The organism is Pseudoxanthomonas sp. OG2 (genome assembly GCF_014192765.1).
Taxonomy (GTDB): Bacteria; Pseudomonadota; Gammaproteobacteria; order Xanthomonadales; family Xanthomonadaceae; genus Pseudoxanthomonas_A; species Pseudoxanthomonas_A beigongshangi.
This window is the reverse complement of sequence record NZ_JACHYM010000001.1, coordinates 2641753-2656173: the sequence shown is the minus strand read 5'-3', so window position 1 is coordinate 2656173 and position 14421 is coordinate 2641753. Positions and strand designations below refer to the sequence as shown.

Below are 14421 nucleotides of genomic sequence, written 5' to 3'. Positions count from 1 at the left end.
CCTGGGCGCGGCCGTCCGGAAGCCGCCCTGTCGGCCGCGTCGGCCGTTTTTGCTAGCAGCCGTCCAGTTCGAAGTAATGCAGCGGCCGGATCTCGATGCCCCATCCCCAGGCCTCGCCCTCGTCCAGCCGCGTGGTGGGGTGCAGCATCGCGATGCGCACGGCATGGTCGATGTCGTCGGCCTCGATGAGGAACGCGCTGCCGACGCGTGCCTCGCCCGGCGCGAACGGTCCCTCGGCCACCCGCACCGCGTCCCCGACCCGGCGCAGGCTGTGGATTTCCCGACCCAGTCCGGCGTCCAGGATGACCTGCCCGCTGCCATACAGCTCCTCCAGATGCGGCTCGCATTGCCGCATCGCCTGTTCGACCTGTTCGCGCGGGCAGGCATCCATCCGTTCCGGATCGAAGTAGCCCAGGCACAGATACTTCATCGCGTCCGCCCTCCGCTCAGCGCACCGGACCGCGCGCGCCGTCCGGGCGTTCGAACTTCAGGTGCACGACCGTCGGCGTGGCCAGCGTGCGCACCAGCGCCAGGCCGTGCAGATCGTCGCCGATCCGTTCGAACAGGCGTTCGCCGCCGCCCAACAGCACCGGCACCAGATGCAGCTCCATTTCATCGACCAAGCCCGCCGACAGGTACTGGCGTGCCGCCTGCGCACCTCCGGCCAGGGCGACATCGCGGCCGTCGGCGGCGCGACGCGCCTGTTCAAGGGCGGCATGGATGCCCTCGGTGACGAAGTGGAAGCGCGTGTCGCCCAGCGCCAGCGGTGGCCGCGGATGGCGGGTCAGCACGAATACCGGATGGTGGAAGGGCGGGTCATCTCCCCACCAGCCATTCCAGGGCGTGCGCTCGTTCCATCCGCCCGGATGTCCGCCGAACATGTTGCGCCCCATGATCGTGGCGCCGATGCCGGCCATCGATTCCTCCATGACCGTGGTGCTGGCGTTGACGTCGCCACCTTCCATGCCGTGCGCCCGGCGCCATGACGCCAGCGCGGTTGCCCAGTGATGCAGGCGTTCGCCGCCGATGCCCAGCGGGTTCTGCACGCTCTGTCGCGGACCGGCGACATGGCCGTCCAGCGAGATCGAAATACGGAAACGCAGCCGCGACATGAGTTGCTCCTGGGATGTGCCGGTCCGGAATGTTCCTCGCTCAGTCCTCGCCGGCGGCAATCTTCCGCTGGCGCTCGAGCTCTTCCGCCGAGGGTTGCTCCAGGCCGAAGTAGCCATACTCCGGCCGGCCCTCCATGCGATAGCACTGGCGGATCACGCCGGTATCGAAGGCCTGGTGCGATTGCAGACGCAGCGATGCCGGCACCGCGCCGTCGGCGAACAGCCGCTTGCCCTCGCCCAGCACCACCGGGAACCACCACAGCTGCAGTTCGTCGATCAGATCCTCGCGCAGCAGCGTCTGCACCAGCCCACCGCTGCCATGCACCTGCAGTTCGGCGCCGCGCTGCCGCTTCAGCCGGCGGATATCCGCCGCCACGTCGGCTTCCAGCCGCTCGCTGCCCTGCCATGCCAACGTATCCAGCGTGCGCGTGGCGACGTATTTGGGGATGCGGTTGAAGCGCGCGGCCACCGGGTCCTCGTCGCCGACATGCGGCCAGTGGGCGGCGAATATCTCGTAAGTGCGCCGGCCCAGCAGCAGGGCATCGAGATTCGCCATGCCGCCGTTGATCAGGGTGAGCATCGCCTCGTCGAAATAGGGCGCGGCCCACCCACCATGCCGGAAGCCGCCGCTGCGGTCCTCGTCCGGACCGCCCGGCGCCTGCACCACGCCATCCAGGCTCAGGAAGGCGGTCACCACCAGTTTCATGACACCTGCTCCGTTTCCTGTTCCTGCTCCTGCATCGCGGCCATGTCCATGTAGACGACTTCCCACAGGTAGCCGTCCGGATCCTCGAAGCAGCGCTGGTACATGAAGCCATGATCCTGCGGCTCGCGCGGCTGGCGACCACCCGACGCGATGGCCGCGTCGGCCAGCTTGTCCACACCGGCGCGGTCGTCCGCGGACAGGCACAGGATGGCCTGGGCATGCGTGCCCGGATCGCTCAGGGCCTTGTCGGTGAAGCCCTGGAAGAATTCCCGGGTCAGCAGCATCACGTAGATGGTGTCGCTGATGACCAGGCAGGCGCCCTGCTCGTTGGTGAACTGCGGGTTGAAGTGGTAGCCGAGGCCCTCGTAGAACGCTTTCGAGCGGGCCATGTCGGATACGGCGATATTGACGAAGATTTGCGTGGGCATCGGAATTTTCCTGGTTGTATGGCGTATGGATTTCGGGAGGAAATTGCGGGGGCTCAGGTGCAGTTGATCATCCAGCGCACGCCATGCCGATCGGCGAGGCTGCCGTAGCGCCGCGCCCAGAACGTCTGCTGCAGCGGCATCTCGACCACCTGCGCGCCTTCGGACAGCGCGGCGTACAGCGATTCGGCCTTTTCCGGATCATCCAGATCGATCACGACGTAGGCACCGGTGACGCCCTGGTAGGGATGATCGGGCGTGGCGTCGGTACCCATCAGGCTGAAAGCGCCGACGTCGACGCGGCCATGCAGGATCCGCTCCTTGAGCGCGGCGGGAAGATCACCGCAACCGGGGGTTTCGCCGAAGCTCTGCATCGCGGCCACCTGGCCGCCCAGCAATCCGGCATACCAGGTCAGGGCCTGGCGGCAATCGCCATCGAAACTGAGATAGTGCTTGAGACGCATGGGAGGATTCCTTCTCTTGTCAGGGATGTTGCGGGAGGATGCGGATGGAGCGGATACGCGTTACTTCTCGCCGGCGATGCGCGCGGCCAGGCGTTCTTCCTGTTCGCGCAGTTCCGGCGTGAGCGCTTCGCCGAAGTCGTCGAGTTCGAAGATCGGACGGATTTCGACCTCGGCGCCGCCGTCGAAGGGCGCGCGCTTGAGCCACTCGATGGCTTCTTCCAGCGAACGCACCTGCCAGATCCAGAAGCCGGCAACCAATTCCTTGGTCTCGGCAAACGGACCGTCGATGACGGTGCGCTGCTTGCCATCGAAGCGCACGCGCGCGGCATGCGAGGTCGGGCGCAGTCCCTCGCCGGCCAGCATGACCCCGGCGTTGACGAGTTCCTCGTTGAAACGGCCCATTTCTTCCAGCTGTTGCTGGGTGGGCATCACGCCGGCTTCGGTATCGGCGTCGGCTTTCACGAACACAATCACTTTCATGTCGTACTCCTTCGGAGGGAATGGGAAGGGCGGCGTCCGGAGGCCGGAGCATCGCTGCTTACTGGGTACGACGGGCGTGAAGGGCGGGGATCGACAGCCCCCTGAAAAAAAGTTTTCCGCGGCGGGCGATTCCGGGCAGCGCCGGTCTCGGCCGCTGCGACGCCTGGGTCGGAGGATGCCCGCCCCGCCCGGATGCGGCATCATGCGCGCTCTGGCGGCGGCCCCGTCCCCTCACTGGAGCAAGACATGCAGTACCTGTTGCTGGTCTATACCGATGACGCCCTGCTGGAAACCCTGCCCCCGGGCGAATACGACCAACTGATGCGCGGCTGCCTGAGCCACGCCGACGAGCTGAAGCAGGCCGGCACGCTGATCGCCAGCCAGCAGCTGGAACCGGCACGGACCGCGCGCTCGCTGCGGGTCCGCAACGGCCAGCCGGCGATCACCGACGGTCCGTTCGCGGAGACCAAGGAAGTGCTGGCCGGCTTCAATCTGATCGAAGCCGACAACCTGGACGAGGCGGTGCGGATCGCCCATGAGTTTCCGTGGTCGCGCTTCGGCTGCATCGAAGTGCGGCCGGTGCACGACATGGGGCTGGAACGGCAGCGGGTCGGCCTGGGCTGAGTTCCGCCATCGCGCGGCTTACAGCTGCGCGCTGATCCGCGCCTTCACGCCGGGATGGTCGCGGTAATACGCCGCGTTGTCGGCCAGATCACGCCAGCGGCGATGGTCGGCCAGGGTCCGGCCGATCTGCTGGGCCACCCGCTGCAGCAGCGCCGGCTCGGGCGGGTGCTCGCCTTCCAGCGCGCCCTCCATCAGGTGGAGCATCAGCTGCGCCCGATCCAGGCAGGTTTCGGCCTCGCGGGAGGCATTGCCGTGCAGGGCCTCCAGCCGCGCCGGCGGGAAGCGGGTGATGCCGACGTCGGCCAGGACCGGTTCGTGCGCCCCCTGCAGCAGGTGCAGCAATTGCGACAGTGAGTTTTCGTTGGACGCGACGCTCTCCGCGGGTATCGCGTCCACGCTTTCCTGGTGAGCGGTTTCACTTCTTGAATACGGATGCACGGGCAACCTCCTTGTGCGTTCAGTCGATGTGATCCCGTGCCCGTCCAGCGGCTTTCCCGTTGACGAAAAACGAGATTCAAACACGGTAGATGAATGCTCTGTAGATTGTCAAACGGTAGCGGGTGAGTCTGAGACATGGCCAAGCCGTCGTCCCCGCCGCGCTCCGCGACTACCGCGCGCGAACGCATTTCCGTGAACCTGAAGAAACTGCGCAAGGCGCGCAATCTGAGCCAGGAAGAACTGGCTGAACTCGGCGAATTCCATCGCACCTACGTGTCACAGTTGGAGCGCTGCGTCACCAACATCTCCATCGACGGCCTGGAACGGCTGGCGAACGCGCTGTCGGTGGACATCCGGGAACTGCTCAAGCCGGTCGACTGATCCGCGCCGCCGGCCGCCCATCGGTTCGGCCAACGACGAGGCCCTACTCCGCCGCCATCCCGATCAGCCTGGCGACCGTGTTGAGGTTGCGCGCGGTACCGGCACGCGCGGCGGGAATGACCAGGCGGGAGTCGGCCATGCCGTCGCCGTAGTGCACGTAGATCTCGCGTTCACCCAATGCCACCTGTTCGTCGCGCCGATGCCGCAGCGTGGCCAGGGTATCCGCCGGCGGCGGTTCGTCCAGGAAAATCACCACCACCCGGTTGGGCGCCGCCGTGGTGAACGGCTGCGCCTCCAGCGCGCGCACGAGTTCCGCACGCTGGCGCAGCACCACGCCGACCGGCTTGCCGGCGTAGGCGGCCAGGCGTTCCTCCAGTGCGGCCTTCACCCCCGCGACCCGCTTGGCGCTGCGGAACACCACATTGCCGCTGGCGATGTAGGTGCGCACGTCGCGGAAACCGGCGTCCTCGCACATGGCGCGCAGTTCGGCCATCGGCAGTTTGCCGGTACCACCGACATTCACGGCGCGCAGCAGGGCGATATAGGTTTCCATCGCGCCAGCATACGCGCTCCCATCAAGCAGCGGCGCGGGCGGAGTTTCCCGCGTGCCTCACCGGGGAAGGCGTGGCCGGGGCTCGGCTCCGCTTCACATGGAGGACGGGGTGACGGTGGTCGCCATGACTTTTCCCACGGGTCGCGCCGGCGCGCATCCGCGAAGCTTGCGCCATCGTTCCACCCGGATACCGCCATGCGCCCGTTGCCGCTCATCCTGTCCGTCCTCGCGCTGCTGCCGCTGGCGGGCCACGCCGGGGAGCCGGTGCGGCCCAAGGTCGATTCCCGCCAATGCGGCATCAGCACGCCGTACAACGTGCTGGTCGATACCGGCGGCGTGTGGCTGTATCGCGACGAGGGTTCGCCGCGCGAGGTGTTCTTCCACGACGGCGAACTGAGCGTGGACCGCAAGGTGCGCACGATCAGCGATGCCGACGCGCAGCGCCTGCGCCAGCTGGAGTACCAGGCCTACCAGCTGATGCCGGAAGTGGCCGGGCTGGCCCGCGATTCGGTCGAGGTGACCTTCGATGCGCTGTCCGGCGTGGTCGAGGCGATGACCGGCAGTAAGCGCAAGGCGCGCAAGGTGGACGATTTCCGCAGCGAAGCGATCGCCCATGTCGATCGCACCCTGGGTCGCGGTCGCTGGGATCAGGAAGTCTTCGACGAGAAGTTCGAGGAGAACATCGAGAACGCGGCCGAATCGATGGCCTCGATGATCGGGCGCAGCGCATTGTGGAGCGTGTTCACCGGCCGCGCCGGGCAGTTGGAAGCGCGCGCGGACAAGATGGATCGGGAGCTGGAGCAGATGCTGGAAGTGCGCACGAAGGCCATCGAGGCGCGCGCGGACGGCCTGTGCGCGCAGGTCCGTGCCATCGATGCCGTGCAGGCGGGGCTTGAGTATCGCCACGACGGCCAGCCACTGCGCCTGCTGGAAATCTCGGGCGATGGCGGGGACAACCAGGCGACCGTGGCCGCGCGTCCCTGAGCGACGCGATGCGGCCAGCCGGCGCGCCCGCCGCCTGACGGACGGGAAAGGAATTCAGGCCGGTCCGGTTTCAGCCACCGGGTGCACCACGAAGCCGTGCTTGCTGAAGATGCGGGCGAACTTGTCCGCGTTGCGGCCGAAATAGAAGAACGCCTGCCCGCGTGTATTGCCGGAGATGTGCTTGCGGTCCGCGTTCCAGAAACTGATGCGGTGGTGGGTGAAGCAGATGCGGGTGCAGCGCGCGACCAGCACGTTGAACCAACGGGTGTCGGTGGCGTTGTTGACCAGCACCACGCCCTCGCCGAACTGGCCGGCTTCCAGCTGATCGACGAAACGATTGACCGCGCGCGCGCACAGGCCCGCCGAGTAGGGCGGGTTCATGAACACCCGTCCACGCCGGCCGACGTTCCAGTCCTCGTCGAACGCGGAACGCTCGGCGGTGAGAATCCGGCGCGCGCCGACGATCTCGTTGGCGGTTTCCGAGGTGAAGGGGTCCAGATCGATGCCACCCATCACCGCGCGCACCGAGTCCAGGTACTCCGGCGGGGTGAACCAGGAATCGGCGTCGCGGGCCTTGGCGGTCGGCACCCGGCCGATGTAGCCGAGCCGGTGGGCGCTGGCGGTGGACACCGGGAGCGCGACGATGTTGGTGCGGGGCGTCTTGGGCATGGTCGGGCATTCTATGCGCGCACGAGCCGGCTGTGCGCAGACATCGGTCTAGCGCAGCAGGATCCGCAGATCGCGGTTGGCGGCGGCGGCGTTGCCGCTGTAGTCCAACGCGGTGATCCGGATCAGGTACTCGCCGGCGGGCAGTTCCGTGGGTTGCCACGCTCCGGCTTCCACCACGCCATCGCGGATCCGGTTGGTCACCACGTACTGGAAGCGGGTGATGGCGCTGCCGTGCACGGTGATGCCGCTGTCCGGCGCGTAGGCGAGCATCACCGCGTCCGGATCCGGCGGCATGCGGTTGAACTCGATGTTCATTCGCGGCGCCTCGTGGCCGGGCAGGGGCCTGCCTTCGGCGTCCAGCAGCTGGTAGCCCAGCGCGTACAGCCCCAGCCGGCGGCGCGGCAGGTTGCGATCGACCTGATCCCAGGCTTCGGCCACGATCTGCACGCCGGACAGTTCGCGCGGCACGATCAGCCGGCCGCCTTCCTTCTCCTCCAGCGGCTGGCCCAGGGTATCGAGCAGGTGAATGCCGTCGATGCGCGGTGGCTGGTGATCGGCATAACCGGTGAAACCCAGTGCGATCGCGTTGCGCTCGTAACCGCTGGCGCCGACGCTCAGGTGCACGTGCGCCATCGGATTGATGGTGCCCAGCACGTCGCCGGCATGGAAGCGGGTGCCGCGCCGGACCCGGATGCGTTCGGGCTGGCCGGCTTCGTCCATCAGCAACTGGAAGCGCGGATCGGTCACCTCCCCGCGCGCGCTCCGGCCCACCCGCATGTGGATGTAGGCCAGCATGTCCAGCCCCATCCCCTCGCCCTGCCCGCCATATCCCCACGCGGCATAGGGGCTGCTGACCTTGCCGTCGGCGATCGCCAGCACCGGCTGGCCGATGTCGCCGCGGATGTCCAGCCCGCTGTGCAGGTGGTCGCGGTTTTCCTTGCGGAAATTGCCGCGCACTTCGCCCAGCGTGCCGACCACTTCGTGCCAGCCGTCCTGCGGATGCAGCGGCCAGCGTCCCTGCGTGTCCGGCAGCGGCGCGTGCGGAGCGGGACCGGCGACCGGGGGCGGCGGCGTGGCGGTACGCGGCGCGATGCGGTGCACACGGTAACCGGTGGCATCGGTGGCGTGCAGCACGCCGCGCCCATCCAGCGCCAGACCAGCCGGGCGCGAGAGACGCTCCTGCTGCGCCAGCCCGGTGATCACGCGGATATGGCCGTCGGTGGCGATCTGGAGGATGCGGCCGCCGCTCATTTCCGACACATACAACACGCCGTCGCGGGTGATCGCCAGCGCCAGCGGACGGCCGATGCCGGTGGATCCATCCGGCCACCAGGTCCTGGCGGTGCCGACCACGCCATCGGCGGTGACATGGCGGATTGCGTTGTTGCGCAGATCGGCCACCCACAACACCCCCTGCCGATCGATCGCCAGCGCGGTGGGCGTGTCGAAACGCGCCGCCGCTCCCACGCCGTCGACGAAGCCGGGATACCCGCCACCGGCCAGCGTGGTGACCTGGCCGTCAGGCGAGATCACCCGGATGCGGTCGTTGTAGGTGTCGGCGACGTACACCCGTCCCCGCGCATCCACCGCCACGCCGGTCGGTCCGTCGAACCTCGCCTGCGCGGCCGCGCCGTCGCGATGGCCGGCGGTGCCGTCGCCGGCCAGCGTGCTGACGATGCCCTGCGGCGTGATCCGGCGGATGGCGTGGTTGCCGGTGTCGGCGACATACAGATTGCCGGCGCGATCCAGCGCCAGTCCGGACGGCGTGTGGAACGCCGCCGCGGTGCCCGCGCCATCGCGGAATCCCTCCCCCGAACCGGCCAGGGTCGCCACCTGCCCGTCGCGGCCGATCCGGCGGATGCGGTTATTGTCGCCGCCATCGGCCACGTAGACGGTGCCGTCGCCCGCCATCGCGATTCCGTAGGGATCGGCGAAGCGCGCGGCGGCCGGCGGGCCGTCGCGATCCCCCCGGATGCCGTCACCGGCAATCAATTCGAGCTGCGCGGCCCAGCCCAGCGGCGTCGGTGCAGGTCCGACGCGCGGCTTCACCGCGGGTGCGAAGGGATCGAAGAAGAACGTGGCCGCCAGGGCCAGGGCAGTCAGGCCGATGACCAGACCCAACCAGGTTTTGCGCGTCATGCCGGTACGGGCTCCTGTCGAACAGCGCGGCAGCCATCGTGGCGCGGCGGTCGTGGCGATGGTCACATTCTTGCATGCGCCGACGCCCTCGTCCGCCGGGATCGCTAACATCACGGTCCATGTCTTCCGACCCCGTCCACGACGCCGCCCTCCCTGTCACCGCACCCACCTGGCCGCGCCGGCTCGCCACCGCGACACAGGTGGCGTGCCTCGTGTTCCTGGCGATGGCATCGCTGCTGCAATTCCTGCGTACGGATCTGGACTGGCAACGCACGCCGCTGAGTTTCTATCTGGTCGGTCCACACGGTCCGCTGCTGCAGGCCGCATACCTGTTGCTGGCATCGGGATTGATCGGACTGGGCGTGTCGGCGTATCGCAGCGGCGCGGCGCAGGCCCGCAGCGCGGCGCCGCTGCTGCTGTTCGTGGTGGCCGGCGTCGCGCTGGCGATCACGGCGTTGGCGCAAACGCCTTTTCCCGGACGTCCATTGACCTTGCAGGGCCTGGTGCACGGACTCGCGGCGCAGACCGCGTTCCTGTGCGTCACCGTGGCGATGCTGTTGCAGGCCTGGCGCTGGCGTGCCGATCCGGGCTTCCGGCACCGCTTCGCGCCCGCGTTCTGGCTGGCGGTGCTGTGTTTCCTCGCGCTGTGGACACATGTGCTGGTCCGCGATCTGCCGAGGGGCGCCAGCCAGAAGGCCGTCATCGCGCTGATCGGCCTGTGGCTGGTGCTGGCAGCCGGCTGGGTGGGCCGCGACCGGCGCGGATGACTCAGCGCGCGGTCTTGCCGCCCAGGTGGCGCGAGAGGAAGGCCAGCAGGCGCGTGTAGTACTCACGCCGGTGCTCTTCGGTATAGAAACCGTGGCCTTCGGTCTTGTAGTACAGGGTTTCCACCGGCACGCCGGCCTGCTTCAACGCTTTCTCCATGCGCTCGGAATGCGCGAGCGGCGCGCGCTCGTCGCGTCCGCCGGCGGCGAGGAACACCGGTGCCTTGATGCGCGCGGCCAGGGTGGTTGGCGAGCGCTCGGCCAGGCCTTCGGGCGGCCCCATCCACTCGCCCGCCCAGGTCTTGCCCGAACGGCTGCGGTTGGATTGGCGCCTGTGCATCAGGCGCAGGTCGTACACGCCGACGTAACCGGCCGCGCAGCGGTACAGGTCCGGTTCCCGGGCCGCGCCCATCAACGCCGCGTAGCCGCCATAGCTGCCGCCGTAGATGCAGATGCGCGCGGGATCGGCGATGCGCTGTTCGATGGCCCAACGGGTGGCGTCGGTGAGGTCGTCCTGCATCCGGCCACCCCACTCGCGCGCACCGGCCTGCACGTGCGCGCGTCCGTAGTTGCCGGAACCGCGATAGTTGACCCGAAGGACCGCGTAACCGGCCTCGGCGAGCATCTGTGCCTCGCTGTCGAATCCCCATTCGTCGAAGATGCCGAACGGGCCACCATGCGGAAGCAGCACCATCGGCGCCTGCGCCGCGGCGTTGCGCGGCAGGGTGAGGTAGCCATGCAACGGCAGGCCATCCCGCGCCTTCATCTGCACCAGGCGGGTGGGCAGGACGACCGCGGGATCAAACCATTCGCGGGTGGAGAACACCCGGTCCGCCTTCTTCTCGACGGTGTCGAACAGGAAGTAGTCGCCGTGGTTGCGGTCACTCCACACGAACAGCAGCGCCAGCCGGCCATCCGCGGTGATCGAGGTCATGTGGACGCCATGCCCCGGGAACGCGCGTTCCAGCGCGCGGTAGAACCGCGCCGTCTTGCCCTTTTCGTCGAAGAAGGCGTTGCGGACGCCCTCATGCACATAGGACACGCCAATCGGGGTTCGTCCATCGACGTCATAGAGCGTGCGGAAGGGGTCCACGACGCGGTCGCGCAACAGCTCGGTATATGTGCCGTCGGCCGGATTCCAGGCGACAACCGCGTCCGGGCCGTTCTTCTGCTCCACCTGCAGATAGGCGGTGCCGCCGTCGGCCGAGAATCCGAGCGGGAACTCGCGATGCCCGGTCTCGTTCTCGTCGTTGATCAGGCGCCATTCGGCCCGGTCCCCGTCGCGATAGTAGAGCCGGCTGGCGTTGTCCACGTCGGCGCCGTGCGCGAAGCGGACCACGCCCGCCCGGTCGGTGGTGAAATCCGCCCGCCGCACCGGCGCGGTCGCCACGGTGATTCGCCGTCGCGTGTAGATGTCGAGCCGGTCGATCGAGATGTAGGGATCGGTTGTCAGCGGCATCGCGGCAACCAGCACGTTGCGCTCGTCATCCGGCAGGGTGTCGGTGAGAAAGACCGCGCGCGGCGGGCCGGGCGTGTCCGTACGGCTGCCGATCTCGCCGGTACCGAACGGACTGGCCAGCAGGCGCGCGCCGCTGCCGTCGGCATTCACCGCATGCAGTTGGCCAAGCACCGACGGCTGGTCGCGCGAGCCCAGCCTTTCGGCCATCGATACGACCACGCGTTCGTTGTTGGCCCACCAGAAATCATCCACCACCGAATCGCGATCGCCACCAATCTTGGCGGTGACCGCGCGATCCGAGCGCCGGATGATCGCCAGCACGGTGCGATCCTCGAGCGGCACGGTGACCGCGTAGTAGTCCCCGCTGGGGGAGATCTTGATCCGTTCGAACTGATCCGGCCGCAGATACGGCGCCAGATCCACGTTGGTGCCCGCATCGCTCCCCTGCGCCCACGCCGCCATCGGCACCAGGCACAACAACAACCCACCCCAAGTCCGCTTGCGCATTCCGATTCCGAATCCCTGGCAGTCCCCCGCATGCCCCGTGCATGCGCCTCCCCGGGGCGCATCGTCGCAGTTGGCACGCTTTCCGTCCACGGTCGGGCCGGGTCAACAACTGACGTGACGCGGCGTCGGCGTCACCTCCGCTGCTGACCGCCGCTTGTCGCATGTCGTTGAAAAGGTGGAATTTCCTGCAATGGCACGAAGCCTGCGTATTTCCAGGCGTGGGGATGGAGAGGTGCGGGACGCAGGGAGGAGCAAGGGCTGGTGCGATCCCGTTGGGGAACGGGGCGTGATGTCCGGCGGAGGCTGGATGACAGGGGGCCAGCCTGATCGGAGCACGGCCGTACAGGGGCGGCCGTGGCTCCGCGCGAATTCCGGTCGAAGGCGTGCCTATTCGCCGTCCACGCCCGCCAGATCCATCACCCACTTGGGCACCTCGGGCTCGCCGGCGTAGAAGGTCTTCGGTTTCTTTTCGGCCATCGCCCAGCGGTGCAGCCAGCTCGGGCCGAAGCGTCCGTCATAGCCTTCCTCGCCGCGCCGGTAGGCGGGATCGCGCAGGGCTTGTTCCAGCGTCACGAAGGTGTAGCCGCGACGACGGGCGCCATCGATCAGTCCGGCGAACGCGACCGCGTTGAGTTCGTTGGCATGCATCAACCAGACCTGCGGCAATGCATAGCCCAGCAATGCCTGCGACTGCTGTTCGTAGTAGTCGAGCTTGTTGAGCATGTAGGGCACGTAGCCCTTGCGCAGACGGTCGAGCGTGGCGTCGCGATCGGTGCTGGCGGCTCGCGCCACCACGTTGGCGTAGGCAAAGGCCCAGACCCATTCGCCGTTATCGACCGTGACCGGGGCGATACGGTAGCCGTGCGTGGCCAGGAAATCCGTCAACGCGGCGCGATCGGCCGGCGTGCGGCCCGCGCGCAGGTAGGGATGGCGGAACCAGCGCGGCGCCTTGCCCTGTTCGGCCAGCAGCGGGCGCAGCACGCGTTCGCCCTTGAGGATGTTCTCCTCGAACGCGGGCAAACCGACTTCGTGCAGATCCACGTGATCGAAAGTGTGGTTGCCCAGTTCATGGCCGGCGTCGCGCCAGTCGCGCAGCATCCGCAGGCGTTCGGGCTGCACCACGCCGTCCACTTCCAGCTTGCCCTCGTTGACGAAGCCCACCACCGGCACGTCCGCCTTGCGCAGTTGCGCCATCAATCGCGCATGCCATTCCGGCAAATCCGCCACCGGCCTTTCGCCCAGGCGCTGCCAGGGCAGGTCATCGATGGTGACGGCGATGCGGCGATCCGGGGCGGTCGCCGTGGTGGACTCCCGCATGGCCGCCGGTTCGGCGGTGCGTGCCGTGCAGGACAACGCGCAGGACAACAGGACGAACATGGCACAGCACAGGTGGATCGCGCGCATCGGCACCGCCCGGAAAGAAGGATGGCGCCGAGCTTATCCCGTGCCGGGTCATCGCCGCCTGTGCCGGCGGCCGGTGTTCATGCCGTGGCCACCGCCGGCGCCAGCAGCCGTTCGATCTTCGAATGCAGATCGGGATGCGCGGGCACGCGCAGGCCGAACTCGCGATGCAGCACCTGGATCACCGCATCCGCATCGGCCAGTGCATGGCGCTCGCTGGCGGCGCCCATCCGGTGGATCGCGAAGCTGCCCCCCTTGAGGGTCTTGCGCCAGCCCGGGCCGGTGCGCGCCACCCGCAGTTGATCGCGGAACGTCGAATCCGGATGGGTGGACACGTACCAGTTGCCCACCACGAAATCGATGTCGGCCTGTCGCTGCAGGTCGAATGCGTACAGCGGCCGCCACTCCCCGGCCACCCGCGCGCGCAGGGTGTACTGGCCTTCGCCGGATTCCAGCCGATAGACCTCGTGCGGCGTGGACTGCGCCTCGGTGCTTTCCAGTTGCAGCGGCGCGGTGGGCACCATGCCGCCGAAGCCGACATCGGTGATCCACGACTCGCCATCGATTTCCACCAGCACCAGCATGTGGGTGCGCGCGGGAACGATGTCGGCCGCGCCGTCCATCAGCACCCGCCCGGTCAGTCCGCGCGCCTCGAAGCCGAGCCGTTGCAGCAGGGCCAGGAACAGGCGGTTGAGCTCGAAACAGTAGCCGCCGCGACCTTCGAACAGCAGTTTGCGTTCCAGTGCCGGCAGGTCCAGCGGCACCGGCAGGCGCAGCAGGGTCGAAAGCGTCTCGAAGGGAAACTCGGCGGTGTGCCGCTGCTGCAATTCGCGCAAGGTCTCCAGCGTGGGCGGCGGCGCGGCGGCATGACCGAGCCGTTGCAGGTAGGGATAGGCGTGCTGCAGGGTCGGGATCATGGGCATGGCGGGGATCGGGGGGAATGCCACTGTGCGCCCTCAAGCCCGCTTGAGGTCAAGGCCGCCCGGCGACCGCGCCATCCGCGGTCACCCGTCCGCCCGGTCGCCGCGCGAGCGGGCGTTTCAGGCTGCCGCACCCACGCTATCGCGCCTGTCGGAACCGCCAGCCGTAATTGTTGCCCGGCAGGACCGGCAGGGTGTTGCGATAGGCGCGCATGCGTTCCTCATTGGTCGGGGCCGTTGGAACCGCGTGGCGCGCGGGATGCTGCAGCGAAAGGAACGCCAGCGGCCCCAGGGTGGCCCGCATGGCGCGGATGAAGTCCGAATCGTTCATGGCGCACCTGCCTCTGTCGTGGCGATGGCGCACCTGGTGCGGACGGGGAAGGAACCGCCCGCAG

At 68.2% G+C, this 14421-nt stretch carries 18 protein-coding genes; 4 read left to right on the top strand and 14 right to left on the bottom strand.

Features of this window, described 5'->3' with window-relative positions; genetic code table 11:
• Nucleotides 1-52: 52 nt before the first annotated feature.
• From FHW78_RS12100 to FHW78_RS12075, 6 genes are read right to left on the bottom strand one after another with little or no spacing between them, the layout of a single operon-like run.
• On the bottom strand, nt 53-430 hold the full coding sequence (locus FHW78_RS12100) for a YciI family protein (RefSeq protein ID WP_183640644.1): 378 nt from the start codon (nt 428-430) through the stop codon (nt 53-55).
• Nucleotides 431-446: 16 nt separating this feature from the next.
• Nucleotides 447-1112 carry a dihydrofolate reductase family protein gene (locus tag FHW78_RS12095; RefSeq protein WP_183640641.1) on the bottom strand — a complete coding sequence of 222 codons (666 nt, stop codon included), beginning with the start codon at nt 1110-1112 and terminating at the stop codon, nt 447-449.
• Nucleotides 1113-1152: 40 nt separating this feature from the next.
• Nucleotides 1153-1818 carry a dihydrofolate reductase family protein gene (locus tag FHW78_RS12090; RefSeq protein WP_183640638.1) on the bottom strand — a complete coding sequence of 222 codons (666 nt, stop codon included), beginning with the start codon at nt 1816-1818 and terminating at the stop codon, nt 1153-1155.
• Entirely contained in the window at nt 1815-2246 is a 432-nt protein-coding gene (locus FHW78_RS12085; RefSeq protein ID WP_183640635.1) for a VOC family protein, read from the bottom strand. The genes FHW78_RS12090 and FHW78_RS12085 overlap by 4 nt, the downstream gene beginning before the upstream one ends.
• Before the next feature lie 53 nt (nt 2247-2299).
• On the bottom strand, nt 2300-2707 hold the full coding sequence (locus FHW78_RS12080; protein ID WP_183640632.1) for a VOC family protein: 408 nt from the start codon (nt 2705-2707) through the stop codon (nt 2300-2302).
• Nucleotides 2708-2767: 60 nt separating this feature from the next.
• Nucleotides 2768-3187 (bottom strand): YciI family protein, encoded by a 420-nt coding sequence (locus FHW78_RS12075; protein WP_183640629.1) that lies wholly within the window; start codon nt 3185-3187, stop codon nt 2768-2770.
• Between the two features lie 246 nt (nt 3188-3433).
• Here FHW78_RS12075 and FHW78_RS12070 point away from each other — a divergent pair, with 246 nt between their 5' ends.
• Nucleotides 3434-3811, top strand: a complete 378-nt coding sequence (locus FHW78_RS12070) for a YciI family protein (protein WP_183640627.1) — start codon at nt 3434-3436, stop codon at nt 3809-3811.
• Between the two features lie 18 nt (nt 3812-3829).
• On the opposite strand, the gene FHW78_RS12065 is transcribed toward FHW78_RS12070, so the two are convergent.
• On the bottom strand, nt 3830-4207 hold the full coding sequence (locus tag FHW78_RS12065; protein WP_183640625.1) for a hypothetical protein: 378 nt from the start codon (nt 4205-4207) through the stop codon (nt 3830-3832).
• A gap of 177 nt (nt 4208-4384) precedes the next feature.
• On the opposite strand from FHW78_RS12065, the gene FHW78_RS12060 reads away from it, so the two are divergent.
• Nucleotides 4385-4630, top strand: a complete 246-nt coding sequence (locus FHW78_RS12060) for a helix-turn-helix transcriptional regulator (RefSeq protein WP_183640622.1) — start codon at nt 4385-4387, stop codon at nt 4628-4630.
• 43 nt (nt 4631-4673) lie between these two features.
• On the opposite strand, the gene FHW78_RS12055 is transcribed toward FHW78_RS12060, so the two are convergent.
• The gene (locus FHW78_RS12055) at nt 4674-5183 is read right to left on the bottom strand and encodes a DUF1697 domain-containing protein (protein WP_183640619.1); all 510 of its coding nucleotides are present in this window, start codon (nt 5181-5183) and stop codon (nt 4674-4676) included.
• Nucleotides 5184-5378: 195 nt separating this feature from the next.
• On the opposite strand from FHW78_RS12055, the gene FHW78_RS12050 reads away from it, so the two are divergent.
• On the top strand, nt 5379-6167 hold the full coding sequence (locus FHW78_RS12050; RefSeq protein WP_183640616.1) for a DUF2884 family protein: 789 nt from the start codon (nt 5379-5381) through the stop codon (nt 6165-6167).
• A 54-nt stretch (nt 6168-6221) separates the two neighbouring features.
• Here FHW78_RS12050 and FHW78_RS12045 read toward each other — a convergent pair whose 3' ends face one another.
• Complete coding sequence (locus FHW78_RS12045; RefSeq protein WP_183640613.1) at nt 6222-6836, bottom strand: DNA N-6-adenine-methyltransferase; 615 nt, start codon at nt 6834-6836, stop codon at nt 6222-6224.
• Between the two features lie 48 nt (nt 6837-6884).
• Entirely contained in the window at nt 6885-8975 is a 2091-nt protein-coding gene (locus FHW78_RS12040) for a gluconolaconase (RefSeq protein ID WP_183640611.1), read from the bottom strand.
• Nucleotides 8976-9094: 119 nt separating this feature from the next.
• Here FHW78_RS12040 and FHW78_RS12035 point away from each other — a divergent pair, with 119 nt between their 5' ends.
• The gene (locus tag FHW78_RS12035) at nt 9095-9742 is read left to right on the top strand and encodes a DUF998 domain-containing protein (protein WP_183640608.1); all 648 of its coding nucleotides are present in this window, start codon (nt 9095-9097) and stop codon (nt 9740-9742) included.
• Nucleotide 9743: 1 nt separating this feature from the next.
• On the opposite strand, the gene FHW78_RS12030 is transcribed toward FHW78_RS12035, so the two are convergent.
• From FHW78_RS12030 to FHW78_RS12015, 4 genes are all read right to left on the bottom strand, one after another.
• Nucleotides 9744-11660, bottom strand: a complete 1917-nt coding sequence (locus FHW78_RS12030; RefSeq protein ID WP_183641391.1) for a S9 family peptidase — start codon at nt 11658-11660, stop codon at nt 9744-9746.
• Nucleotides 11661-12092: 432 nt separating this feature from the next.
• Nucleotides 12093-13022 (bottom strand): polysaccharide deacetylase family protein, encoded by a 930-nt coding sequence (locus FHW78_RS12025; protein ID WP_183641389.1) that lies wholly within the window; start codon nt 13020-13022, stop codon nt 12093-12095.
• A 164-nt stretch (nt 13023-13186) separates the two neighbouring features.
• On the bottom strand, nt 13187-14029 hold the full coding sequence (locus tag FHW78_RS12020; protein ID WP_218533364.1) for an arylamine N-acetyltransferase: 843 nt from the start codon (nt 14027-14029) through the stop codon (nt 13187-13189).
• 136 nt (nt 14030-14165) lie between these two features.
• Complete coding sequence (locus FHW78_RS12015; protein ID WP_183640605.1) at nt 14166-14357, bottom strand: hypothetical protein; 192 nt, start codon at nt 14355-14357, stop codon at nt 14166-14168.
• Nucleotides 14358-14421: the final 64 nt, after the last annotated feature.